The organism is Paenibacillus zeisoli, from assembly GCF_003994465.1.
Classification (GTDB): domain Bacteria; phylum Bacillota; class Bacilli; order Paenibacillales; family Paenibacillaceae; genus Fontibacillus; species Fontibacillus zeisoli.
Window position 1 is genome coordinate 1,195,247 of sequence record NZ_RZNX01000001.1, and the last position, 25,059, is coordinate 1,220,305.

26 protein-coding genes and 1 other annotated feature are annotated in these 25,059 nt (G+C 49.0%); of the genes, 6 read left to right on the forward strand and 20 right to left on the reverse strand.

What is annotated here, in order from left to right; genetic code table 11:
- Positions 1–8 precede the first annotated feature (8 nt).
- Positions 9–509: a ComEA family DNA-binding protein gene (locus EJP77_RS05700; protein ID WP_127198154.1), complete on the reverse strand. Its 501-nt coding sequence runs from the start codon at positions 507–509 to the stop codon at positions 9–11.
- Between the two features lie 112 nt (positions 510–621).
- Between EJP77_RS05700 and comER the strand changes: the two genes are divergently transcribed.
- On the forward strand, positions 622–1,461 hold the full coding sequence (comER, locus tag EJP77_RS05705) for a late competence protein ComER (protein ID WP_127198155.1): 840 nt from the start codon (positions 622–624) through the stop codon (positions 1,459–1,461).
- Here comER and leuS read toward each other — a convergent pair.
- Together leuS and EJP77_RS20575 are read right to left on the reverse strand one after the other, a co-directional pair.
- Positions 1,458–3,899 (reverse strand): leucine--tRNA ligase, encoded by a 2,442-nt coding sequence (gene leuS / locus EJP77_RS05710; protein ID WP_127198156.1) that lies wholly within the window; start codon positions 3,897–3,899, stop codon positions 1,458–1,460. The two genes, comER and leuS, sit on opposite strands and share 4 nt — an antisense overlap.
- Before the next feature lie 111 nt (positions 3,900–4,010).
- Positions 4,011–4,266: a binding site (T-box leader), on the reverse strand.
- 72 nt (positions 4,267–4,338) lie between these two features.
- Complete coding sequence (locus tag EJP77_RS20575; RefSeq protein ID WP_185897160.1) at positions 4,339–4,476, reverse strand: hypothetical protein; 138 nt, start codon at positions 4,474–4,476, stop codon at positions 4,339–4,341.
- Positions 4,477–4,734: 258 nt separating this feature from the next.
- On the opposite strand from EJP77_RS20575, the gene EJP77_RS05715 reads away from it, so the two are divergent.
- On the forward strand, positions 4,735–5,046 hold the full coding sequence (locus EJP77_RS05715) for an ArsR/SmtB family transcription factor (protein WP_127198157.1): 312 nt from the start codon (positions 4,735–4,737) through the stop codon (positions 5,044–5,046).
- Between the two features lie 48 nt (positions 5,047–5,094).
- Here the strand turns inward: EJP77_RS05715 and EJP77_RS05720 are convergent, their stop codons facing one another.
- The 13 genes from EJP77_RS05720 to spoVAE form a co-directional block, all read right to left on the reverse strand.
- Positions 5,095–5,868, reverse strand: coding sequence for a class I SAM-dependent DNA methyltransferase (locus EJP77_RS05720; RefSeq protein ID WP_127198158.1), 774 nt, complete (start codon positions 5,866–5,868; stop codon positions 5,095–5,097).
- 26 nt (positions 5,869–5,894) lie between these two features.
- Positions 5,895–6,812: a CvfB family protein gene (locus tag EJP77_RS05725; RefSeq protein WP_127198159.1), complete on the reverse strand. Its 918-nt coding sequence runs from the start codon at positions 6,810–6,812 to the stop codon at positions 5,895–5,897.
- Complete coding sequence (rsfS, locus tag EJP77_RS05730; protein WP_127198160.1) at positions 6,809–7,156, reverse strand: ribosome silencing factor; 348 nt, start codon at positions 7,154–7,156, stop codon at positions 6,809–6,811. Before rsfS ends, EJP77_RS05725 begins: the two co-directional genes overlap by 4 nt.
- A 43-nt stretch (positions 7,157–7,199) precedes the next feature.
- On the reverse strand, positions 7,200–7,769 hold the full coding sequence (gene yqeK, locus EJP77_RS05735; protein WP_127198161.1) for a bis(5'-nucleosyl)-tetraphosphatase (symmetrical) YqeK: 570 nt from the start codon (positions 7,767–7,769) through the stop codon (positions 7,200–7,202).
- The gene (locus tag EJP77_RS05740; RefSeq protein ID WP_127198162.1) at positions 7,750–8,346 is read right to left on the reverse strand and encodes a nicotinate-nucleotide adenylyltransferase; all 597 of its coding nucleotides are present in this window, start codon (positions 8,344–8,346) and stop codon (positions 7,750–7,752) included. The genes yqeK and EJP77_RS05740 overlap by 20 nt, the downstream gene beginning before the upstream one ends.
- Positions 8,347–8,366: 20 nt before the next feature.
- Positions 8,367–8,663: a ribosome assembly RNA-binding protein YhbY gene (gene yhbY, locus EJP77_RS05745; RefSeq protein ID WP_127198163.1), complete on the reverse strand. Its 297-nt coding sequence runs from the start codon at positions 8,661–8,663 to the stop codon at positions 8,367–8,369.
- A 57-nt stretch (positions 8,664–8,720) separates the two neighbouring features.
- Positions 8,721–9,587, reverse strand: coding sequence for a shikimate dehydrogenase (locus tag EJP77_RS05750; RefSeq protein WP_127198164.1), 867 nt, complete (start codon positions 9,585–9,587; stop codon positions 8,721–8,723).
- A 65-nt stretch (positions 9,588–9,652) separates the two neighbouring features.
- A complete protein-coding gene (yqeH, locus tag EJP77_RS05755) occupies positions 9,653–10,780 on the reverse strand; it encodes a ribosome biogenesis GTPase YqeH (RefSeq protein ID WP_127198165.1) in 1,128 nt (375 codons plus the stop codon).
- Positions 10,780–11,304 carry a YqeG family HAD IIIA-type phosphatase gene (locus EJP77_RS05760; RefSeq protein WP_127198166.1) on the reverse strand — a complete coding sequence of 175 codons (525 nt, stop codon included), beginning with the start codon at positions 11,302–11,304 and terminating at the stop codon, positions 10,780–10,782. The genes yqeH and EJP77_RS05760 overlap by 1 nt, the downstream gene beginning before the upstream one ends.
- Before the next feature lie 110 nt (positions 11,305–11,414).
- On the reverse strand, positions 11,415–13,628 hold the full coding sequence (locus EJP77_RS05765; RefSeq protein WP_127198167.1) for a transglutaminase TgpA family protein: 2,214 nt from the start codon (positions 13,626–13,628) through the stop codon (positions 11,415–11,417).
- Complete coding sequence (locus tag EJP77_RS05770; RefSeq protein WP_127198168.1) at positions 13,621–14,823, reverse strand: DUF58 domain-containing protein; 1,203 nt, start codon at positions 14,821–14,823, stop codon at positions 13,621–13,623. Before EJP77_RS05770 ends, EJP77_RS05765 begins: the two co-directional genes overlap by 8 nt.
- Before the next feature lie 43 nt (positions 14,824–14,866).
- On the reverse strand, positions 14,867–15,823 hold the full coding sequence (locus EJP77_RS05775; protein WP_127198169.1) for an AAA family ATPase: 957 nt from the start codon (positions 15,821–15,823) through the stop codon (positions 14,867–14,869).
- A 274-nt stretch (positions 15,824–16,097) separates the two neighbouring features.
- Positions 16,098–16,448 carry a stage V sporulation protein AE gene (gene spoVAE, locus EJP77_RS05780; protein WP_127198170.1) on the reverse strand — a complete coding sequence of 117 codons (351 nt, stop codon included), beginning with the start codon at positions 16,446–16,448 and terminating at the stop codon, positions 16,098–16,100.
- Positions 16,449–16,848: 400 nt separating this feature from the next.
- Between spoVAE and EJP77_RS05785 the strand changes: the two genes are divergently transcribed.
- Positions 16,849–17,922 (forward strand): M42 family metallopeptidase, encoded by a 1,074-nt coding sequence (locus EJP77_RS05785; protein WP_127198171.1) that lies wholly within the window; start codon positions 16,849–16,851, stop codon positions 17,920–17,922.
- Positions 17,923–18,365: 443 nt separating this feature from the next.
- On the opposite strand, the gene EJP77_RS05790 is transcribed toward EJP77_RS05785, so the two are convergent.
- Both EJP77_RS05790 and EJP77_RS05795 read right to left on the reverse strand, forming a co-directional pair.
- Positions 18,366–19,553: an MFS transporter gene (locus EJP77_RS05790; RefSeq protein ID WP_127198172.1), complete on the reverse strand. Its 1,188-nt coding sequence runs from the start codon at positions 19,551–19,553 to the stop codon at positions 18,366–18,368.
- 70 nt (positions 19,554–19,623) lie between these two features.
- On the reverse strand, positions 19,624–20,202 hold the full coding sequence (locus EJP77_RS05795; protein ID WP_127198173.1) for a YcdB/YcdC domain-containing protein: 579 nt from the start codon (positions 20,200–20,202) through the stop codon (positions 19,624–19,626).
- 264 nt (positions 20,203–20,466) lie between these two features.
- Here EJP77_RS05795 and EJP77_RS05800 point away from each other — a divergent pair, with 264 nt between their 5' ends.
- Positions 20,467–20,811 carry a MerR family transcriptional regulator gene (locus EJP77_RS05800; protein ID WP_221885997.1) on the forward strand — a complete coding sequence of 115 codons (345 nt, stop codon included), beginning with the start codon at positions 20,467–20,469 and terminating at the stop codon, positions 20,809–20,811.
- A 77-nt stretch (positions 20,812–20,888) separates the two neighbouring features.
- Here the strand turns inward: EJP77_RS05800 and EJP77_RS05805 are convergent, their stop codons facing one another.
- Positions 20,889–21,353 carry a CBS domain-containing protein gene (locus EJP77_RS05805; RefSeq protein WP_127198174.1) on the reverse strand — a complete coding sequence of 155 codons (465 nt, stop codon included), beginning with the start codon at positions 21,351–21,353 and terminating at the stop codon, positions 20,889–20,891.
- Between the two features lie 217 nt (positions 21,354–21,570).
- On the opposite strand from EJP77_RS05805, the gene EJP77_RS05810 reads away from it, so the two are divergent.
- Together EJP77_RS05810 and EJP77_RS05815 are read left to right on the forward strand one after the other, a co-directional pair.
- A complete protein-coding gene (locus EJP77_RS05810; protein ID WP_127198175.1) occupies positions 21,571–22,542 on the forward strand; it encodes a helix-turn-helix transcriptional regulator in 972 nt (323 codons plus the stop codon).
- An 84-nt stretch (positions 22,543–22,626) separates the two neighbouring features.
- A complete protein-coding gene (locus tag EJP77_RS05815) occupies positions 22,627–23,082 on the forward strand; it encodes an SRPBCC domain-containing protein (RefSeq protein ID WP_127198176.1) in 456 nt (151 codons plus the stop codon).
- A 438-nt stretch (positions 23,083–23,520) separates the two neighbouring features.
- Here the strand turns inward: EJP77_RS05815 and xylB are convergent, their stop codons facing one another.
- Complete coding sequence (gene xylB, locus EJP77_RS05820; protein WP_127198177.1) at positions 23,521–25,017, reverse strand: xylulokinase; 1,497 nt, start codon at positions 25,015–25,017, stop codon at positions 23,521–23,523.
- Positions 25,018–25,059 lie beyond the last annotated feature (42 nt).

A 25,059-nucleotide genomic window follows, 5' to 3' on the forward strand; every position in this document is an offset into this window, starting at 1 on the left:
ACTCCTATCTAAAGCCCGATAAAAGGCTTCATTTTTTCAAGCATTTTTGGACCAATCCCTTTGATCTTGGTTAGGTCGGACACCTTACTGAAGGCACCATGCTGATTACGGTAGTCCACAATGGCAGCCGCCTTCTTAGCCCCAATACCCGGTATATTCTGAAGTTCCTCCAGCCCAGCGGTGTTGATGTTGATGGATTGTGTCTGTTCAGAGGACTTATAAGAATTCGAACTACTGCTCTTATCCATAGAGGACGGGCTTACGGATGCCTCCGCCTTAGCTTCCGCTGAACGGAACTCAGCGCTGCCGCTCTTCACTGCTTTATCTGAAGCCGGACCTTCCAAGGTTCTCTTCGTCTCTTCCTGTGACTCTATGGCCTTGGCTGCCTGGTTATTTACCGGGACCCACCCATCAAGACCTGCAGGCGGTCTTGCTCCTACTGCAAGCAGCATTAGACCTGCACCTATTACCGCCGATACAACGGCTGTTCCAACCAACTTTCTATACATTCATCCAGCTCCAATCTCAAATCTATAAATTCATTGTCATGAATATCTATCTGAGCTGCATACATTGTAAACGACGAAGCCGCGCCTTCGCGCAGAAGGAGAGATCTCCGTGATGAGAATAGGATTTATCGGAACAGGAAGTATGGGAAGTCTTCTAATTGAGTCATTTCTACGTTCCGGAGCACTGCAACCTCGGCAGATTACGGCAAGCAGCCGTACATTAGCCAGAACTGAACGACTGTCGGCCAAATATCCGGGCCTAACGGCCGTGAGCAGTAATGTTCAGACTGTGTTCCAAAGCGATATTATATTTCTCTGTGTGAAACCCCTGGAGTTCCCGCATGTTCTCAGTGAAATTCAGGAAGCCTTAAACCCCGATCAAATTGTTGTATCCATAACTAGCCCGGTTCAGATCAGTCACCTCGAAGGCATTCTTCCATGCAAGGTAGCCAAAGTTGTACCGAGTATCACCCACGCCGTTCTGAGCGGCGCTTCCCTTTGCATGTATGGCCAGCGTATTCTTCCGGAAGACAGGCTGCTGCTCGAACAGCTGGTCTCTTCGGTGGGCACCCCGGTGCTGATTGAAGAAGCCCATGTCCGGGCTGCTTCAGATATCTCAAGCTGTGGACCAGCCTTCCTCGCTTTTATTCTTGGACTATGGGCAGATTCTGCAGCGGAGTTAACCGGACTTCATCGGGCAACGGCTGTACATCTAGGCGCAGAAATGCTGCTTGGTACAGGACGCCTTCTCACCGAGGGTGGCTTCTCACTGGAACAGCTTACCCAGCGAGTAGCCGTTCCCGGGGGAGTAACTGCGGAAGGCCTTTCCGTACTCAAGCAGCATTTAATTTCGGTATTCCCAGAACTAATTCAAGCCACTACACGTAAGCATGAACATGATTTGACTACACTCGATACAAGCTTTAGCCAGCTGGAAGAAAGAGATGACTAACCAACAACAATATTTACAAGCTTGCCAGGTACGGCAATTACTTTACGAATCGTCTTGCCCTCGATTGCCTTCTTAACGTTCGGAAGCTCCATAGTGAACTCCTGCATGGCAGCTTGATCCAAATCCTTGGCAATTTTAGCACGATCCACAATCTTGCCGTTCACCTGCACAACAATTTCCACCTCTGCGTCCACAGTCCAAGCCTCGTCATAGGACGGCCATGCCACATAAGTTACACTCTCTTCATGACCAAGACGCTGCCACAATTCCTCTGCAATATGCGGAGCAAGTGGGGATAACAGCTGTACGAAATTAGCTGCCGCTTCTCTAGGGACTACATCTGTCTTGTAGGCTTCATTGATAAAAATCATCAGCTGGCTGATGGCGGTATTAAAGCGGAGTCCATCAAGGTCCTCTGTCACTTTCTTGATCGTCTTATGCCAAGTGCGTTTGAACTCCTCGCTACCTTCTCCGTCCACGATCTTTGAACTAACAGCGCCGTCCTCACCGATGAACAAACGCCATACACGGGACAAGAATCGGTAGGTTCCTTCAACCCCGTTTGCGTTCCAAGGCTTGGTAGCTTCAAGCGGTCCCATGAACATCTCGTAAATACGAAGTGTGTCTGCCCCATATTCATTAACAATCTCATCCGGGTTAATGACGTTACCCCGGGATTTACTCATCTTCTCGTTGTTGGTTCCAAGTATCATCCCTTGGTTAACCAGCTTGTGGAAGGGTTCTTTCGTAGATACCACGCCAAGATCATAGAGAACTTTGTGCCAGAACCGGGCATACAGCAGGTGCAGAACAGCGTGCTCCGCGCCCCCGATGTACAGATCAACTGGCAGCCATTCCTTCTGTTTCTCTGGCGAGCACAGCTCCTTATCGTTGTGAGGATCTATGAACCGGAGGTAATACCAGCAGCTTCCTGCCCACTGCGGCATGGTATTGGTCTCACGGCGTGCTGGCAGACCTGTCTCTGGATCTGTAGTATTCACCCATTCGGTCACATTGGCCAGTGGTGATTCTCCTGTTCCTGATGGCTTGATCTGCTCCACGTCAGGCAGAACAAGCGGAAGCTGATCCACAGGAACCGGCTTCATAGTTCCGTCTTCCAGATGCAGAATTGGAATTGGCTCACCCCAGTAGCGCTGACGGCTGAACAGCCAGTCACGCAGGCGGTAGGTGACTTTGCCTTTACCTTTACCCTGCTCTTCCAGCCATGAGATGGCTTTCTTGATCGCTTCTTCGTTATTCAGTCCGTTCAGGAAGTCGGAGTTGACATGCTCACCGTCACCGGCATAAGCTTCCTTGCTGACGTCCCCGCCTGACACCACTTCAAGAATAGGCAGATCAAATTGCTTCGCAAATTCATAGTCGCGCTCATCATGAGCCGGAACAGCCATAATTGCACCTGTACCGTAACCAGCAAGTACATAGTCGGCAATCCAGATTGGCACCTTCGCACCATTGACTGGATTAATCGCATAAGCCCCTGTAAAGACTCCTGTCTTCTCTTTTGCAAGATCTGTACGTTCCAGATCACTCTTGCGGGCAGCCTGCTCTTGGTAGGCCTTCACAGCCTCGCGGCGGTCATTAGTCGTAATCACCTCGACAAGGGCATGCTCAGGTGCAAGTACCGCATAGCTGGCCCCAAACAAAGTGTCAGGACGCGTCGTGAACACGGTCAAAGACTCGGTCTGGCCTTCAATTGTGAAATCAACTTCTGCACCTTCCGATTTACCGATCCAGTTGCGCTGCATGTCTTTAATGCTTTCTGACCAGTCAAGCTCCTCCAAATCTTCAAGCAAACGCTCAGCGTACTCAGTAATCTTAAGAACCCATTGACGCATCGGCTTGCGAATGACCGGGTGTCCACCACGTTCACTCAGCCCGTCGATGACTTCTTCATTAGCCAGAACAGTTCCAAGTGCAGGGCACCAGTTCACGGGCACTTCTGCGACGTAAGCAAGTCCTTTGTTATACAGCTGGATGAAGATCCACTGTGTCCATTTATAGTATTCAGGGTCCGTAGTGCTGATCTCCCGATCCCAATCGTAAGAGAAGCCAAGCGACTTAATTTGACGACGGAAGTTGTTGATATTCTTCACTGTAATGTGACGAGGATGTTCACCCGTATCGAGCGCATGCTGCTCAGCAGGTAGACCAAAAGCATCCCAACCCATTGGATGAAGCACGTTATATCCGCGCATCCGTTTGTAGCGGGAGACGATGTCTGTAGCCGTGTAGCCTTCTGGGTGACCTACGTGCAGGCCGGCACCTGATGGATAAGGGAACATATCGAGGGCATAGAACTTAGGTTTGCCTGCATCTTCCCTCGTCTTGAAAGTCTGGTGTTCATCCCAGTATGCCTGCCACTTAGGCTCAATTGCCTGTGGGTGATAGACATGATTATTACCGTTCTTCTCTGTCATGAAATAAGATCCTCCTTGGATTACACATCTGTACATCTGAATTCAATTTCGGGTATTCAATAGTTAGTTAATTTGTCACAAAAAAACCTCTCAGTCCATAGCGTTATTACCGCTAGGGACGAGAGGATTATTCCCGTGGTACCACCCTAGTTAGCGCGTCAACATGCTTTGTTCTGCGCTCACTTTAGCACCCTTAACGCGGGTGTAACGATGTATGTTCACCAGTATACCAGCATTAACCTGCCTGGTTCCCGGCTTGCATCATAACTCCGAGGCGAGTTCATTACAGTCTGGTCAACCGGTTCGCACCCCCACCGGCTCTCTGTGTGACTAGGTCTGAATTACTGGTCCTCATCATAGCTTAAGTATCCAATTTTATTAACAATTATTATATTCATATCTTCGCTTATAGTCAATGCCAGGTGCCCACTTCTAGACTTTAAATTGTCTTCTCGAACAGCTTGTTAGTCAAAATCATCAGTTCCTCTGATGAAGAGGTGATCTCCTCCATAATCGCTGACACTTCATGAGCCGTATTAGATATTTGCTTCGCTCTCTCTGAGAAGGTGCTCGTCATGACAAGAATCTCATTCGCACTCTGATATAATTTGCAGTTAACACCCCTTTGTGCCTAAGTTCTGCTGTTAACTTCATCCCTGAAAATAAGGTAAACTTTGTTACTAATATCCTAATTAACTATTTACCTATCTAAAATATAAGGTTTTAGACGCAAATGAGTTCATTTCATGAATTTCTTTGACTTTTGTTAACTTCAGGTAAATTTATCTTTGAGGAAATGCTTTGACAAGTCGGGAAGAACAAATATAATGAAGCCATGGATTACTTGACTATTTTTAAAGCTCTAGCGAACGAAACCCGGCTGCAGATTTTACTGTGGCTTAAAGAACCGGAGATGAATTTCCCCAGTGCGGTTCCCCTCGCAGATGAGCACGATTTCAAAGATGCGATCTGTGTTGGCAAAATTCAGGAGAAGGCGGGCATGTCCCAGTCCACGACGTCACAATACTTGTCTCTGCTTCAACGTTCAGGTCTGCTGGAAGCTAGACGCATAGGCCAATGGACGTATTACCGCAGGAATGAAGACACCATTCAGCAATTAGCCAAGTATATTGGAAAGGAGCTCTAAACAAACAGCCGGTCATCCTCGGGATGACCGGCTGTTTGTTTAATTAATTTATTTTACCGCCACATAGAAAAGTCTGGCCGCATCATTACCAGCTTCAACCCATTCGAAGTCAGCATAACAGTTCACCTGTGAAAAACCGCATTTCGTAAGCTCTATGCTGATCCAATCGGGATCATAAGCACGCTGAATATGCGTCTCTTCAAATCTGCGATACATATCGGAGCCCTGCTCCTGTTCCCGCGCAAATATCGTCAGATGATGCTCAATCTCATTTCGGTATGCATCTCTCTCACACGTCCAAATATATGAGACGGACTTCTCGTCCCAAATGAACGGCTGATCTTCCTCATACCGCTTCAAGGTGTTCGGATGATGAACGTCAAAGAGAAAAGTTCCACCTGGTTTCAGTCCCTCAAATGTACGTTTAAATGTCCTGGTGAGATCCTCCGGCTCCAGCAAATAATTGATACAGTCACAGAAGGAGATTACGGAGTCGACGGGCTCTGGCATCTCCCACTCTCTCATATCCTGCTGAACCCAGCGCACGGATCCATCCCGGAACAGTCTGTTACCGCGCGGGGTCTGCTCCATCTTGCGCCTGGCTACCGCCAACATATCCGGAGACAAGTCCATGCCCGTTACTTCAAAACCTGAGTTAACAAGCGGAATGGTTATGCTTCCGGTTCCACAGCCAAGCTCGACCACCGTCTTGGGCATCCCCAGCTTATCCCAAGCGGTTCTTGCGAACCGAATCCAGTCAGGGTAGGGCATGTCTTCCATTAATTCATCATAAACATACGCGAATTTGCGATATGAAGCCATCCATCAACACCGCTTTCCATAGAAGCTTAGGCTAGTCCGTCTCCGTCACTTGTGTCATTAGCTGCAGTTTCCTTGATGAGATAAGTCCAGTTCTCTTCCTGACGGATCTTTCCTTCTTTCATCAGCTTGCCCATGGCGCGTTTGAATGCAGACTTGCTAATTCCGAAACGCTGCTTGATGACATCCGGCGGGGTGGCATCCGAGTAAGGCATACCGCCGCCTGGCCGACTCTCCAAATATTCTAAAATTCGGTCGGCATCCTCATTGCGGCCGATTTCCTTGCGCGGAGCCATAGACAGGTTAACCCGTCCATCCTCCCGAATATGTGCCACTCGCACGTTCACACGCTCCCCAAGACGCAGCAGCCTGCTGCGCTCAGAAGAGTGGATCATCCCGATCGCGCCAAATCCAAGCACACCACCCTGAACAACGACAAAGGTTCCCATTTGCAGCGGCTTGTAGACTATAGCTTCCAGCCATTGATTATTCCAAGTCGTAGGGGCGTGGAAAGCCAGCGGAGCAAGCTCCTGCTCACCGGCCAGCTTTGCCTTGAGTCTGCCTTGTTTGTCATGCTCCATGATTACGTATACCTGATCTCCTACCTGCGGATGAAGCTCTTTAAGCTCCGGCAGCTCCCGGATCGGCAGCAGCAGCTGCCTGCCTAGTCCCATCTCTAGAAAACAACCCAGCCTCGGATGAACATCGGCTACTTCAAGCAAAGCCAGTTCTCCAAGTGTCAGGTAAGGCGTCTTCATTGTGGCAGCAAGCCGATCCTCCGTATCATAGAACAGGAATACATCAACGGTATCCCCTGGCTCAACCTTGCGGGTCAGCTCTGTGTAATGCAGCAGAACATCCTCAGAACCATAACTTAGAAAGAAACCGTAGGGCGAGACCTCCCTGTCAATCATCAGAGAGACAATCGTACCCGCAATCAGACTCATACCGTCTCCACCACTTTGGCATCTGACCACAGACGCTCTATATTATAATATTCACGTTCATCGCGGTGGAAGATGTGTACGACCACATCACCAAGATCCATCAGTACCCAGCGAGCTGAATCCATGCCTTCAATTCCACGAATCGTTGTCCCCGCTTCTTGAGCGCGTTTGCGAATCTCTGTTGCGATAGATTGAACCTGAGTATCCGAATTCCCGTGACAAATGACGAAATAGTCTGCAATCATGGAAATCCCCTTCAGATCCAGCGCTACGATGTTGGCTGCCTTCTTGTCATCAGCGGCCTCTATAGTTATGTTAAGCAGTTCGTTTGGACTTACTGTCATTCATTTACCTCCTAATAGTAAAAGTGAGCTTCGTCTCTAATCTTCACTTGATTTGCCGAATCAGATCGTTACGCGAAAGAACAGTAAGCGGATAGATCACTTTTCTCTTCTCAAGCAAAAAATGGATCGTTGAATCCAGTCCGGCGATCAGCCCTTCTTCAAGGCTATGATTCGCCAGTTTCCTTATATTATTCACACCCGGAAAATCCCTACCGGGTTCAATATAATCAGCCAGACAAATCACCTTATCCAGCATGGTCATGCCAATTCGGCCAGATGTATGATAGCGAATCGCATCCAGAATTTCTTCGTCTTCAATCCCGTAGTCCCGCTTAGCAACAAATGCCCCTACCTCAGCATGCCACAGCTGCTTGTCATTTCCAAGCAGGTCCTGGTTCAAATGATTCTCACGAATCACCTGCTCCTGCTGATCAATAGGCCAGAACTTGGCCACATCGTGCATAAGCGCCGCCAGATCCGCCTTCTGCGGATCGGCTCCATACCGCTTAGCTAGTTCAACAGCAGATTTCATTACGCCTTCCGTGTGCTTCCAGCGCTTCTCCGGCATTTGCCCGGATACCGCCTTGATCAATTCATCCCGGCTGTACCGCATAGATTCCGCTCCTTATCATGTATTCATATACACTTTCAGGTACCATATAGCGAACCGACTGCCCTTTGGCCATTCGTCTACGGATCAGACTAGAAGAGATATCCACAAGCGGCATCTCGGCAAGAAGCACCGCATCTTCTATAAACTGCGGCAGCGTATCCAGATCAAGCATACTCCCCGGTCTCTGGAGGCCGATGAATTTGACCATGTGCACTAAATCTTCAATGCCTTCCCATTTCGGGAGATAGTTAATCATATCCGCACCGATGATGAAATAAAACTCGATATCCGGATGCTGCCCCTTCAATTCCTTCATGGTGTCGATCGTATAAGATATCCCGCCGCGTACAAGCTCAATATCCAGCGGCTTGAAAGCCGGATTGCCTTCGATCGCTTCGGCTACCATTTCAAGCCTCATTTGACCGCTCACCCCGGCCTGCCGTTTATGCGGCGGAAGATGAGAGGGCATGAACCAGACCTCTTCAAGTCCGAACTGGTCTCTGGCCGCTTCGGCGACGAGCAGATGGCCGACATGAATCGGATCGAACGCTCCGCCCATGATTCCGATTTTTCTCATGATCCAACCATCCTTCCGAATTAATTCTTAGGAAGCTCGATTTGCTTATTCTCCTTGGACTCTTTGTAGAGAACAATAGTCCTTCCGATGACTTGGACCAGCTCAGCACCTGAATCTGCTGCCAGCTCTTCACCAATCTGCTTAGGGTCATCCAGACAATTGTTCAGGACGGATAATTTAATCAGCTCCCGAGTTTCGATCGCATCGGTAATATGGCGGATAATTTGTTCATTGGTACCGCCTTTTCCAACTTGGAATATGGGCTGCAAGTGGTGCGCTTGACTGCGCAAAAAACGTTTTTGTTTGCCTGTAAGCATGTGTTGTTCTAACTCCTTAGATGGCCGCTACTCTTGGCCAATATTCATATTCTGTATTTAAAGTATACCCTGTAAGCTGCGAAGTACCGCTTCCCTCATCACACCGACCGGAGCTTCACAGCCTGTCCAATATTCAAAAGCATACGCGCCTTGATAGATGAACATGCCTAGTCCGCCATGTGTACGGCAGCCTTTGATCTCACCCTGGCGAAGAAGTTCGGTCTGCAGCGGATTGTAAATGAGATCACTTACGACAATTCCCTCCGGTATCCATTCCGGATTTATCGGAATCTCACTTACGGCCGGATGCATGCCGACCGAGGTTGTATTGATCAGCACATCTGCATTCTTCACCGCAGCGGCAATGTCGTCATTCCCGCATCCCGTCAAATGCCCGAGACCCGACCATTCCTCGGCAAGCTGTTTGGCTTTGTCCGGTGTGCGGTTCGCCACAATAATCTGTGCTGGCGATTCTTGTAGAAGTGCATAAATAATCCCTCTAGCAGCGCCTCCAGCTCCAAGGACAAGGATCGTCTTCCCCTTCAAATCAGGCACAGCCTCTTCCTTCAATGACCGTACATAACCAATTCCGTCCGTATTGTAGCCTGTAAGTACACCGTTATGGTTAACGATTGTATTTACCGCACCGATGAGGCGCGCTCCTTCATCCAGTTCATCCAGCAGGTCCATCACGCTCACTTTATGCGGAACCGTAACATTCACCCCGCGAAAGCCAAGCGCTCTTACTCCCTCAACTGCCTGCGCCAAACGGTCAGGCTTAACATGCAGAGGCACATAGCTCCCCGGCAAAGACACAGCGCGCAGAGCCGCCTCATGCATTACGGGAGATTTGGAATGTGCAATGGGATCTCCCATAACACCTAATAATAGCGGTCCTGAAGAATGGCTAATCTCCTTGCCCATTAGGCAACCTCCCCACTTCACATGGATTGAACTCAGGTTCACTCCATGTAACATCATTGCTAATTCTAGATCAAGGATGGACGCAGCAGCACCTTGATTCCTTTCGGAACATGAACGGCCACGACCGCCCCTGATTCTCCGTTAACCTTGATCCAGCCAAGTCCGGAAATGAAGATATCGCTCCGGCTTCCCCGCGGAATCCGGAATTCATGTCTTGTCCATGCTGGAAGCTTGCTGATCTCGTCGCGGTTCGGAGGAGACAGCATTTCCCCGGCATGCTTCTCAAACAGCTCATCCGCTCGCTCCAGCTTGGTCCGGTGGATCGGCATCTTGCCGCTGACGAAGCAGGTGAAGGACTGATGATCGCCTTGTATAAAGTCAAAACGGCCAAATCCGCCGAAATAAAGCGTCTGTCCTTCGTTTAGCTGATAGACGATCGGCTTAAGCGGCTTGTCGGCCATAATTACAGACAAGTCTTTGGGGCCAATGAGCTCACTGTAACGCGAAGGATACATAATCCCTGGTGTATCAATGATATACTGCCCATCGTCCAGCGGAATATTGACCATATCCAAGGTCGTCCCCGGATAACGTGAAGTGGTCAGCTCTTGATCCAGATCACTATAATCGCGAATCAAACGGTTAATCAGTGTGGATTTGCCCACATTAGTAGCGCCAACGACGTAGACATCCCGGTCTCCCCGATACTGCTCCACCGCCTCAAGCAGGCGGTCAAACCCCTTGTTCTGCTTGGCACTGCAGAAGATGATATCCTGAGTCCTAAGTCCAAGCTCCTTCGCCTGCTTCTGAACCCAGTTCAACAGCTTGTTCCAATTCGTTACCTTCGGAAGCAGGTCAATCTTGTTCACAGCCAGCAGCACGGGATTAGTGCCAACAAACCGCTGTAAGCCTCCAATTACACTGCCCTCAAAATCAAAAATATCCACGATGTGGATGACAAGTGCATCCTTCTCTCCAATCTGACTGAGCAGACGAAGGAATTCATCCTGCTCTACAGTTACAGATGAGGATTCATTGTAATTCTTGATTCTGAAGCAGCGCTGGCAAATGACCGGTTCACGTTCCAATGCCTGCACTGGAAGGTAACCGGGCTTGTTCGCATCTTCATTCTGCAGCTTCACGCCGCATCCGCTGCACTTTCTCCCTTCCGGGAAAAGCGGTCCTTCTGTCATTAGTTCTTGTCCTCCTCGGTCCATACTCCAACTTTACGCAAACGACTTTGAACGATACGTTCTACCCGGCGATTGAACCGGGTGACGAAGCCTTCATCTTCAAGGGCAATCGGCTGAACCAGCACCGTATACAGGCCCATGCGATTCCCTCCATAGACATCGGTAAGCAGTTGATCACCGACCACAACCGTCTCACTCGGCTTATATCCGAGCAGCCCCAGGGCTTTATGAAAGGGTATATTGGATGGCTTCCTGGCTTTGTGAATGAATTCAATATTTAAAGGGGTGGCAAATGAAGACACCCGTCCCAAATTATTGTTTGACACGATCACAAGTTTAAAACCATGCTGTTTCACTTTTTCAAACCATTCTACAAGGATGGGTGTTGCCGAAGGTTCTTTCGCACCTACAAGCGTATTATCCAGGTCTGTAATGATGGCCCGGTAGCCAGAGGCATAGAGTCCCTCCAGATCAATATCAAACACCGTGTTCACCCTAAGTTTGGGCATCAACTTCTCAAACAAATGTCGTCACCTCAGTTTCTACGACAAACTATACCATAATCTTTCTTTATAGTAAAAAAGAAACGCCCCGGAAAAAGTGCTTCCCGAGGCTTCCTAATTGGATGATTGCATTAGTGTGAATAGGTCTTTTTCAAAGATCTGCTTATATTCTGCAGCATCACCTGAAGGGCTCTCCAATCCTGCTCCGAGACGGCATGCGGACTGTACTTCGCCTTCTCAAATTGCAGCAGCAGCTCATCAAATGGCGAGGCCATATCAGGAGCATCGTCTTTCCACCGGGTAACTGCTTCACGAAGAGTCTCATGCTCTTCTCTGGTAAATCCCCGTCTTCTCATAAAGCTCAGCCAGCGGCCTGTCTCTACCACAACTTTTTCTCCGGAGGTCAGTTCACGACCTTTTCTCACACGAAGATAGGCATAGTACAGAGCGCTGCGGTATCTCCACAAGAGATACCCACCGAGAATTAGCAGTATACCTGCCGTGATCGATAAGAACCAGCGAAGGAATGCTGAGTTCGTCTGAGGTGCAGACGCGGCTTCTGGTTCAACGTCTTCAGGTTCAGCTGAAGCCGGCTCCGCGGGCTGGTTATCCATCTCGTCGTCGGCCGTATTCAGTGGAGCGTCAAAACCCGGTGTAGCCTCAAACGTAACCCAGCCATAGTCTTCGCCAAAATACACTTCGGCCCAAGAATGGGCATCCGCATTGGTTACCATATAGGGACCCGTGGGTTCATTGGTCAGATTCTCCGGACCTTGGTATTCCTGATGTCCTGTGGAGAAACCTTTAACCCATCTGGCGGGCAGACCGATTGAACGGGCCATAGTCACCATTGAGGTGGAGAAGTAGTCGCAATAGCCCTCTTTGATATCGAACAAGAAGCCTTCCACCAGGTCCTTATGGACTTTGCGGGTGAGGTCCGGGGTATTGGTGTACGTGTAGGTGGTCTTGAGATAATCCTGCAGCAGTACCATTTTCTCATAAGGGGTCTTTCCCTTTGCGGTTACCTTCTCAGCAAGCTGCTTCACACTGTCCGGGAAGTCAGGGTCCAGCTGAACATACTTGCCGTCAACTCCATTAGGATAAAGTGCCTTATAACTGGCGCTTCGCAGCTCATTCAGCGGAATAACCGGCATCTCGGACACCACTTTGTAGACGGACGGATAGCCGGCATTTTTCGCATTTCGGTCAAAGCCATTCCATTTCACAGATCTGTCTTCGGGATACCATCTAGCTAATGGAGCCTTGGCTTTCTCCTCATCATTAAGCAGGCTAATATGAGAGATGGAATAGGCTCCGAATAGAACCGGATAGCTTCGCTTCCCGCTCATTACAATCGTCTGCTCTACCTTCTCGGTCTTCACCTTTCTTCCCAGACTGTAGAAACTCATGGACTGATCCAGAATATCAACCGTTCCATCCTCGGTACGATCCTGAGGCTCCACCCAGCCCGTACCGGTGTAGATGTCTCGGGTCTCTCCCCGCCAATAAGCGGCCTTAGGTGAAGTTACCGTCATGACGGTACTGTAGTCGAAATTAAATCCGCCACCAAGTTTTGAATCATCCCGGCTGTAACCTGAAGCAGACTGCCCAGTCTTCTCAGCCGTTTCCTTCACCTTCACATTATTGTTCCCCTGCGCGTTCTGCCAGGCCGAGTAAGGGTCAGTCAGCAGAGGAGCCACCTCAGGCATATTCACCCCAACCAGCAGCACACAAGAGAACACGACCACAATATTTACGAACACTCTGAATGGATACATCCGCAAGTGGTACCAGCCTTGAGGATATTTAATCTGATACCTGCGGAAATGAAAGCTGACCAGCCAACCAAGTCCGGCGAAGACCGTCCAGGCCACCTGTGTCCACAAATAATAGCTGGTGAACGAGTCCAGAATAGCGAAGGTAACGATATTGATTCCTGTAAATAGAAAGATAAAGCCGCGATAATCTGCAAGCCGAATCGCCAGCTCAAATAGTCCCCATGCCGGCAGAGAGAACCAGATATATGGATCCAGGCTTTTCATGAACTGGATGATTCCAATAGGCAGCAGAGGTCCATCTGTAACGAAAACATCATAGGAAGATAACACAGAATAATGAATAATGGCGATAACGACACTTTTCACGATCCATTTCAGCCACCTGTTAAAAGGCAATACGATCTCGGCAGCAGCCGAGGCAATCAACACATCCAGGACCAGCACCGAGGTCTCATCGTACCAGATCGGCTTGACGAAATTGATCCATTGTACCGCCATAACCATGACCCAAATAATACAAAATATGAAATACCATGAGTACTGTACTCTCTTGAAGCTGTTAATCATAACGTCCTCCTCTCATGGATACAGGAAGCTCCTGTAGAGAAGGAACAACAATCCCCCGCAGCCCTTGCTGACGTAAAGAAGTTAAGAAACGGCCATCCTGCGGCGCTTCACCAATAAATATATGATAAGGGGACATCTGATTGGACTTCGCCCACTGCAGGGTCTCCACTATCTCTTTGTCAGTCCGGGAAGAAATAAGCACAAAGAATGTACCGGGTGCAAATAGTTCTTTTTTGCCTGCCAGTCTTTCCTTTAAACTCCCCTGGCCATCAGCCTTAAGGTCCACCAAATGCTGCACCATCCGCTGCCGGTCTGCGGTGTTGTTCATCGGGAGAAATCCCTTAAAGCTGCTTCCTAGTGTGCACATGCCAATGCTTATGCGCTCTCTCGCACTGTAATCCAGCAAGGAGGCTGCCGTGGATATGGCAAGCTCGAATTCGGCCGGGTCCGGATAACTGTTCAGACCCGCGTCCAGCACCAGTACGGTCTTCGGAAGTGATTCATGCTCAAACTCCTTGGATTTCCAGCTTCCCGTCTTCGCTGTAGCGTTCCAGTGAATTCTCGACAACCGGTCACCATATACGTATTCCCTTACTCCATTAATCTGGGTTGTCTCACGCCGAGACAACGACTGGGCATTCTCCGGACCCGCAAACCGGGAGTTACGGTCGGTTAAATGCCAATAGGGAATAAATACGGTTCTCGGCAGCACGTAGAATTCACCTTTGAAATCAAATGTGCGTGTATGCTTGATGAGCCCGAAGATATCTTCTGCATGGCATTCGGTCTCGGCAAATGAATACCTGCCCCGCTCCAAAGGCGGTGTCTGGAAGGAGATCTCTGCTCCTGAGCGGAAGCGGGGAATTACACTCTCTTCAAAAGCCCAGGAACCGCCGCTGTGCCGCTTTAACATCTCGCGGACCACAATAAATGGATGAGGCGCCCAGCCGCGATGCTCCAGGTTCAGCTTGACATGGACCTGATCTCCCGCTTGCATCTGGCCTCCCAAGCCTCCGTCCATAGACAGGGAGCGCGTTCCACTCATCTTCTTCAGACCGATCCAGCTGCAAAGAATCCAGTAGACCATCAGGATCGTTACCATCATCAGCAGCATGATCGAGGTCTTGCCGCCTTGATATACGGTGTACAACAGGCATACCAACCACAATAACCCCGGTCTCCATAATCGCTTCATCCCTGATCCTCCCTTTAAAGCCGATAAGCTTCGATCCACAGGCTTATCGCTCCACAGAAACCGGGACGTAGACTTGTCTAAGAATATTCTGCAAGACCGTGTCCGCGTTCAGGCTGTCCAGTCTTGCTTCCGGGCGAAGTAGAATCCGGTGACCCAGAACAAAGGGAGCCAGAGTCTTGATATCATCAGGAAGAACATAGCTTCGTTCACTCAGGAATGCATACGCTTTCACTGCATTAAGAAACGCTAGGGAAGCCCTTGGACTGGCACCAAGCAATACACCCTCATGTTCCCGGGTACGACGCACGATCTCCAGCAGATAATTCAGCACTGCATCATCCATATGCACATGCCTAACTTCTTCTTGGATACGGGCAATTTCGTCCATCTGTGTCACAGGCTCAAGCTGATCTACAGGCTGTCCCTTCTGGTGGGAGTGGAGCATGGATCTCTCGGTATTCTCATCCGGGTACCCCATACGAAGCTTCATCATGAAACGGTCGAGCTGGGCTTCAGGCAGCATATATGTTCCTTCAAAATCAATCGGGTTCTGGGTTGCGCACAGCATAAATGGATTTGGCAGCCCATAGGTCACTCCATCCACCGTTACATTTCGCTCTTCCATAACCTCAAGCAGGGCCGACTGCGTCTTCGTGGTTGCCCGGTTAATCTCATCGGCAAGAAGAATATTAGTCATTACAGGGCCTGGCCGAAATACGAAGCGTTCTTCATGCGGGTGAAATACGGAGACCCCCGTAATATCACTTGGGAGAATATCAGGATTACACTGGATTCTCCGGTATTCCCCATTCATGGATCTGGCCAGAGCCTTGATCAGCTGGGTTTTCCCCGTCCCTGGCACATCTTCAATCAGAACATGCCCTCCGGCAAAGAGTGAAGTCAACAAGAGCTTTATTTCAAAGGATTTCCCTAATATACATGATTCCAGATTTGATTTGATGGCTGTAACGATCTGTACGGATTCTCTCATCAACGTCATGCCTGACTTTCCTCCTCATCAAAATAAGTTCACAAAATTACAATATACATTAAGCCTGTATATATCTTCCTATTGTACATGATGTAACTGGCCTGCGTACAGTTCCATCGCTTACCAAACGTATTGGAGCAAATTCCAAAAATACGCCAGGGATGCATGGCTCTGTTCGTTTAGCATGGGTCAGAACACCTGCTAAGGCTTTTTTACACAAAAAAAGAGGTGCCTCCCGCAGCCATTTGTTTGGCTGTTGGTGCACCCCTAAGCTAGTCGATTCTTATCCTTTGGGACGAACAATTAATGCAGCAAGGAACGAGAATATGATCGCAGAGGAAATCCCTGCGCTTGTTACCTCAAATATCCCGGTAACTATCCCGATCCATCCATCCTTTTGCAGTTCTGTCATAGCTCCGTGAACAAGTGCGTTCCCGAAGCTAGTAATCGGAACCGAGGCGCCGGCACCCGCAAATTTGACCAAAGGTTCATACCAGCCAAATGCATCCATGAGCGCTCCAATGACCACTAGTGTGCTCATCGTATGAGCCGGTGTAAGCTTAAATACGTCAAACATAAGCTGACCAACGACACAAAATAAACCTCCAATAATAAATGCCCAGAGAAATATCATCTACTCGCCCCTCCTTCAAAAATTGTCGCAGTAACTCGTCCCCATCATTATTTGTCAGTGCGTGGATTGTTATGATTGGTAAATCATCCATATACCCAAGCTAAACCTAAAAAAAACAGCCTCCGGCAGGAGGCTGTTTAGTACATCAGCAGCAGACGAGACTGTCTTTCAAAAAAATAGAGCACAATAACAAGTAAAATGAACAGCAGACAGATTACAAGCAGTTTTTTCAATTGTACAATTGTCATGAATTAGATTCCCCCCAAGCAGGACCTTCCCATCACATCGTATGCCGCCGGGAGGCTTATGTGCATGTCTAATGACCTTAAGCCGCTGAACTCGACAAGGCGGAATTCGTAGTTCATACTGGAAATATTGAATGAAAGGGGAGTACATAAAAATGAATGAACAAACACTTGAGCTATTTCGGACTTTGACCGAATTCCCTTCAGCACCTGGCTTTGAACGGGAGCTTCGCAGCTATGTGAAAGAGCAGCTCTCTTCCTATACTGAAGAATTCGTGCAGGATCGACTCGGAAGTCTGTTCGGTGTTCTCCGTGGAGACGAGCAAGGCCCTAAGGTGATGGTTGCCGGGCATATGGACGAAGTCGGGTTTATGGTTACCGGCATAAGCCCTAACGGGATGGTCTCCTTCACCCCTCTGGGCGGATGGTGGAGCCAGGCTGTTCTTGCTCAACGGCTTCAGATTATTACCCCCAAGGGACGTATAGTTGGAGTAGTCGGTTCGATTCCAACTCACCTGATTGATGATGCTATGCGAAGCAAACCTGTAGACCTCAAGACTATGTATCTGGACATTGGGGCAGACAGCAAGGAGGAGGCTGAGAGCTTCGGAGTACGCCCTGGTCTTCAGATCGTCCCGATCTGTGAGTTCACTCCTCTGGCCAATCCGAAGAAAATTATGGCGAAGGCATGGGATAATCGTTACGGGGTCGGTCTCGCCATCGAACTCATGGAGGCCCTTCATCAGGAGAAGCTCCCCAATATTCTGTATGCCGGGGCCACGGTTCAGGAAGAGCTTGGTCTTCGAGGTGCGCGCACTTCAGCCAATTTGATTCAGCCGGATATCTTCTTCGGACTGGATGCAAGCGCAGCGAATGATATGACAGGAGACAAACGGCAATTCGGACAATTGGGCGAGGGTGCCCTGCTCCGTATTTTGGACCCGACAATGCTGACACACCGCGGTTTGGTTGAATATGTACAGGATACAGCCGACACTCACAAAATTAAGTACCAATACTTCGTATCTCCGGGCGGAACGGATGCCGGCCAGGTGCACCTGAGCGGCATCGGCGTACCCTCTACAATCATAGGCGTATGTTCGCGTTATATCCACACCTCGTCCTCTATCCTCCATACCGACGATTATGCGGCAGCCAAGGAGTTGTTGATCAAGCTGGTACGCGGACTGGACCGGACAACACTGAATACGATTCTGGAGCGAAGCTAAGTTCTGAACTTGCGGCAGACTATGCCTTGGCAGCAGTATTTATCCCGAGTTTCTAAGGCGATTTGCGAATAACCTTGTGTGGGCATCTGTTTTGCCGGGTGGATGGGCACAGCCAGAGACTCCTCGCGCCAAAGCCTTAGAGGGCGGAATCAAGTTACCATTTACAAACATGGAAGTGTCGCTGATTAAGCGGCACTTCCTTGTTTGCATTTATGAACAGGCTGCACGCAAAGCAACACGTCATCTTCGGCATTCAGAGGGCGGTCATGCGCGGTTTTCGGACTCGACATGCCGCTCGCCGCACAGCATCAGCGGTGTGGACACGGTAACCTAAATCTCTTCTCCGCTGCGGAACCGTGCAAGTGGCGCGACCGTGCCTTCCCTACGACAGCAGGTCCTTCCTGCAGTGTCGGCGCCCCATCATCGGCCTAAATTAGTTGGGATTATAAATCAACGCTTTCATGCCCTACTTTCCCTGAATGTCGGAGTGAAGGTTTATGATATAGCGTATATAAAGCTGCGACAAAAGCCAGCATGACAATGACTCCGCCGAACCAAGCATTGTACGCTGCGGATGAAGTGCGATGGATTACAATACCACCGATGGCCGATCCAGCTGCGATACCCGCATGCAGGGCGGAAAAGTTAAAGCTCTGTTGAATTTCTGACGTTTCCGGTGCCGTTTCAATCAGATAACTTTGCTGCGCAGGAGCCAATGCCCAACTTGACGCCCCCCAAATAAAGATCAGCACTGCAAACAGAGGGAATAGCGAAGCTGTAAAGGGCAAAATGAACAGAGGCAGTGAAAACACGCCGACGATAATCAAAATACTCCGCTTCACGCCAATCGTATCCGATAGTATACCGCCGATCATACCGCCCGCCACGGCCGAGGCACCGAAGAAAAAGTAAACGATACTGATCCAGGAAGCCCCCATATGCATGATGCTTTCCAGGAATGGCGTAAAGTAGGCGTACAGCGTATAGTGTCCCGCCATCATCAGCAGCGTTACTACATGAGCCCCCGCAACCCGAATATTCTTCAGCGAGGTAAGCTGCTGGCGGAGCGGCATCACGTGCTGCGGCTCGATCGGCGTCATGAGTTTGTATACAACAAGCAGGGTCAACAAGGCAAAAACGGCAATGAACAGAAACAGCACACGCCAGCCAAACCGGTCGGCAGCCAGAACGCCCAAAGGAAGGCCGAGTACGATGGCCGAGCTCATGCCCATCGATATGACACCAAGTACACGAGCTCGGAACTTTTCCGGCACCGATCTTACGGCAATGGTCAGTGACAAGGTTGTAATCAACGAGCCGCTGGCCGCTGTAACAAAACGTGAAATCAGCAGAACACCAAAACTCGGGCTCCAAAAAGCAAGCAGGCTTCCAAGGACAAAAACAACCAATGACCATAAATACAGCTTGCGGCGCTCGGCCTTGGACGTCAGTGCTATAAGTACAGGCCCGGATATGGCGTATACGAGGGCATAAGCTGTAATGAGCTGACCGGCCGTACTGACAGGGACGCCAAGGTCACCGGCAATTTGCGGCAGTACACCGCCTATAATCAATTCTACAAGACCAACGGTGAAGGCAGCGATCGTCAGTACGAGAACTTTAATTTTCATGAGGTGAACTTGCTCCTTTTCCACATGCTTTATGTGTTTCCTACGATCCCGTTTGATTCTCTTGCTGAAGCTAACTATCGTGAAGCCATTTTTCCGTAACTCTGCCTCCCTCCCAATAGATTCCCTGTTCAAACGTAATCAGTTGTCCCCCGGGGCCAAATATAACCCAGGCATAATTCTGCTCGTCTCTTAGATAGCATTTGTATTTCATTCCAGTCACGACCACTTCCTCGTGTTCCCCATCGTGATTTCTAACAAGGATCGTTTCATGATGAAGATCGGTCCATTTATGTTCCAACCGTTCAAACAGCCCTGGCTCTATTTTGTTCAAAAAAGACTCAGCCAGCTCTTCCGTTTCCTCTTTGGAGGGAAGGTTGCCGTATGAAAGACTCTCGTCCATCCAAGTGATTCCGAGGAGCTTATGATTATTTTCCTGCATAACAAAGGAGTAATGCTCTCCCCCTATGCCGCTATTGTCTCCTGAATCTTTCTCATAACGAAAAACCCATACCTCGTTATTATTTTGTTGTTGACATTGTACATGCTGAAAAGCATAACCTTCAGGTACAGATACAAGTTTCAACATCCGCTTCAATACTTGGCGATACTCCTGCTCATCTATCACATCTTCTGTTCTCGTATGATCCATGTTCTACACCTCATCTATTTTTTTCTTCAAACTCTAAGATCGTCGACCGTACCAATAGGACTGTATTCCAATGACATCGAGTCAATTCAAACAATCTGCCAAGCCCAAATCGCCCCTCCTCTCCACAATAGATCAACAAATATAATGTAATATTTCTACGCAGATTGTAACATATCTACAATTTAAGTCAATAATATAACTAAAGTTGTTAACAGCATTCACATATTGTAGACTAGTTACAATAAATGAACTCAGAGGGTGAACATGATGAAAGAATCAATAGATCCTATGCTTGATCTGGCCTTGTTAAAAAAATTAGTCATTGGCATAGGGGAAGTGTCTGATATAACGGGAGTTCCACAAAGGCAGATTCGATATTGGGAAGAAAAAGGCGTGATCCACTCTGTAAAAGAGGGGGAAGGATCGACCCGAAAATACGACTATATGAGCATTAAAAAAATTATTCTGGTAAAAGAACTGCTTGACGATGGTTTCACCTTGGATGCAGCAGCAAAAAGAGTTGAGGAGCGGATAAAAACGATTGACGAGGTATTTCAAGCGCTGGGAGAACGAGTAGAGATGAAAAAAGACAAGAAATCAGACTTATAGCTTTCTATATTCAGGTTTACAAAGAAAGACCTTGGCGCCACAATAAGGTGCCAAGGTCTTATGCATATCGAACCGAATTACGAGTTAAGAACAAATGAATTCACCAGCTGGCGAATCACATCTCCCCTGCTAATCACACCTACGATAGTTCCATCGGAATCGACAACAGGGATTTTCTTGAAGTGATGCGTACCCAGTATTTCAATGGCTCTTTCCAAAGGATCATCCGGTGATACGGTGTATAAATTTTTGCTGACCATTACCTGGCCAACCGAAGTTTCAAGCTTATTCATCACGGAGCTGTCCAAGGTTTCTGTCTCCGTCTGGATTACATAACTGAAGAAATCATAGACGCGGCCCGTGCTTGGCTTGAGATAGCGAATGACGTCACCATCACTGATCATCCCAAGCAGTTTGTTACTGTCATTCACGACAGGCGCGCCGCCTATCCGCTTATCAACCAGCCTTTGAAGCAGTTCTCTAAGTGAAGTTGTACTGCTTACCGTAACGGGACTTGTAATCATGAAATCTCTGACCTTCATATCTACTCCCCCTATATATGGAGTTACAGTTCTATTATATTATATACCCAAAAAGTAAGCGTGTGCATTGTATCACAGATAGCCTAATCAGGGGTATAACGGGTCTTTCCAGGGACCGGTTTTCTGATTTCGCAAGGACATCTCCGTCTGCTTGTGGAATATGGCAGTTGGAAGCTTAACCCAAAACCCATGATTAATGAAGAAGGTGATTCCTTAAATGGCCAAATCGGATTACATGATGTCTATACTATGGATTCTCCAGACCCGCCAAAGAACCACGGCCCGCGAGCTGGCCGAAGAACTGGAGATTAGTGTTCGTTCAGTCTATAGGTATATCGATTCTCTGTGTGCCAGCGGAGTTCCTATTATCGCGGATTCTGGGCATCATGGCGGCTATCGCCTGATGGAGCATTTCCAGTCTGCTCCGCTGCTCTTCGACCCTGACGAGCAAAAAAGTCTCGTTCAGGCGGCACAGATCGCACAGGATGCTGGTTACCCATTTCCAGATCATCTGAACCGGGCTATTTCTAAGCTCAAAACTTATATCGGTCCGAATCAGCTTCAGCACGTGCAGCTTCATGAGAACCGGATTGGGGTCATCACTCCTTCATCCAAAAAGTTCGAGGATGATCTTCAACTGCTGAGCAAATGTGCGGCGGAAGGTTTGACCATTAGCATGACTTATGCCAAAAGAAGTCTTACGGCAGCTGCAGAGCGTCTTCTCGATCCCTATGGGCTAGTACAATGGAAAGGGAGCTGGTACGCAGTCGGCTACTGTCATCAACGAAGGGAAATCCGGAGCTTCCGCGTGGACCGGATACAGGCGATGTCGATCACGAAGCTGAACTTTGCGCCACCCGAATCCTTCTCTGCCAGCCAATTCTTCATGAGCTCTCTCCTGCCCGGATCCGAGGAAGAATCCGCCCTGATCGATGTAAGGATATCCGGGCAGGAAGGAGCGCTGAACGAACTTAGCAGGCACTGGTTGTTCTCCCATACCCTTGTCAGCTCTGAGAACGGAGAAATCCTGTTCAGATTGACGGAAGAGTCCATTCAGACCTTTGCTCCCTATTTCTTATTATCTTACGGCAGGGCAATCCGCATACTCGAACCTGCAAGTCTTCAGCAAAGAATGGTCGAGGTCCTAACCGACATGCTTGAACATTATGAGCAGCCTGGACATGACTGACAGCAGCTGACAGTGATCTTGTTCTATACTTGGCGAAGATACTTAGTATATGTATCTCATATAAGAATTGAGGAGGTCATTGACATGCTGGAATTGAAATATGAAATCTATATCGGGGGCTCTCCGGAAAAGGTATGGGAGGCTCTGGTTGCTCCCCATCAGGTGCAGCAGATTTACTATGGCAGTGTGATTCACTCTACCTTCAATGAGGGGGACCTTCTGGAGTATATCGGTCCAGGAAATGATGGAGAGAATACTCTTCACGTGTTCGGAACTGTATTGGAGTTCAGTCCTCAGAAGGCGTTCCGATTCACACACAAGGTTGGCCCTTCTTATCTTAAAGAACCGGATTCCGAGAATTATGAATCACGAATCTCATGGCTGCTTGAACCTGTGGGGGGGACAACCAAGCTTACGTTGATCCATGATAATTGGCACAAGGATGATCCCTCCTACCAGGGAAGCCAGAACGCCTGGCCCATGATTCTCAGCAATATTAAGACTCTTGTAGAGACTGGACAAACCCTACGCCTAGGATGACAAATGCTTACCAAGAAGGCGGAGCAATGCGGTTCGCACCTTCTCTGCACACGTAGATCCTCTTGGTTCAGACTACAAAAAGTACCCCACCAAGCTCAAGCGTCCAATAGTCGCATCATGCAAAAGGGTCCACATTGCCATAACAATGGCTTTGTGGACCCTGATTGTGGATTCGGCTCTCTATTCTTTGGCAGCACTTAGATTTATCTCTGGTGTGCTTCTACAATTCACTCTATGTTGGTATACTTCCATACTCCTTAGAGTGTCTAGGGTGCTCCTTACTCCTCTATATGCCTAGTATGTCTAGTAAGTTCATACTCCTCTGTACGTCTAGTTTGCTTCTAAACTCCACTGTAGTCTAGTCTTTCTTCTTACTCTACTGTACGCCTATTGTGTTTCAATACTCTTCTGTATGTCTGCTGAGCTGCCACACTATCTCTAAGCCCGGTATGCTTCCAAGCTCTTGTTCAGCTGCTTCGTATCTGCATAGACGCGCTGATAAATCTTGAACAGGTCAGCATAGACCTGTACCCGTTCCGGGTTGGGCTTATAGGTTTTGGAATGCCGGATAAATGCCGCTGCGCAGTCTTCAAGGGATTCATACCACTTCAGACCGAACGCTGCCAGCATCGCTGCGCCAAGGGCTGGTCCCTGCTCACTCTCCAGGCGGACGATCTCTGCATCGAAGACATCCGCTTGAATTTGCAGCCACGTTTCATTCCTCGCTCCGCCGCCAATCGAGACAATGGACAATATCTGCTGACCTGAATTCCTGAGAGTATGAATGGATTCTGCCAGAGAGAATGTAATACCTTCAACGACTGCCCTCACAAAGTGATCCCGGCTGTGCCCGGCATCCATCCCAATAAAGCTGCCTCGTATCACGGCATCCGCATGCGGAGTACGCTCACCTGACAAATATGGTGTGAACAAGAGTCCGCCTGCTCCAGGAGGAATCTGGTCCAGATTACGAAGCAGCTCATCGAAGGACAGACCTTGTGCGAACGTATCCTTGAACCAGGTCAAGCTGTTGCCCGCGGCAAGTGTCACTCCCATCGCGTAGAAGGCATCTGGCTTCCCATGATTGAAGAAATGCAGCCGGCCTTCGTAATCTGCATCAGGATTCTCCTCATAGGAGAGCACAACACCCGAGGTGCCGATACTGCACAGTGTCTCACCTGGACGCAGTATGCCTGCTCCGATAGCTCCGCACGCGTTATCCGCACCACCGGCAAATACTTGGACATGCTCACCAAGACCTGTAAGCTCTGTCATCACAGGAAGAAGGGTTCCTACTCTCTCATCGGAGCCTGTAAGCTCAGGACAGAGATGCTGCGGAATATCGAAGGCTTCCAGAATTTCCGGACTCCAGCGCTTGGCGGACACATCCAGCATCAGCGTACCTGCTGCATCCGAATACTCCATGGAGATTCTTCCTGTAAGGCGATACCGAAGGTAATCTTTGGGGAGCAGAAAAGTCGCAGCTTGGCTGTAAACTTCCGGCTCATGCTCCCTTACCCACAGCAGCTTGGGCAGCGTGAATCCTTCAAGTGCGGGATTCTTCGCATATTTAAGTAGGTTCTCACCGAGCTTCTGCTCAATCTCACGGCACTGCTTCGTTGTCCGTGTATCATTCCATAGGATAGCATGGCGGAGTACACGATGCTCCTGATCCAGCAGGACCAGACCATGCATCTGTCCCGAGAAGCTGATCCCCCCGATATCTTCACGCGGTACATTCGTCTCGGTGACGAGTCGGTTAAGGGCCTTGGCTGTCTGAGTCACCCACAGCTCGGGATCCTGCTCACTATAGCCAGACTTCAGCTGGATCAAGGAGTAAGACTCCGAGGCTTCGCCCCGGATGCTGCCCTCCTGATCTACCAGCAGAACCTTAACGGAGCTGGTGCCCAGATCAATTCCGATTACATATTTCATAGAGTACACTCCTTATCGCTGGCCGGGTGTATCCCGAAGATC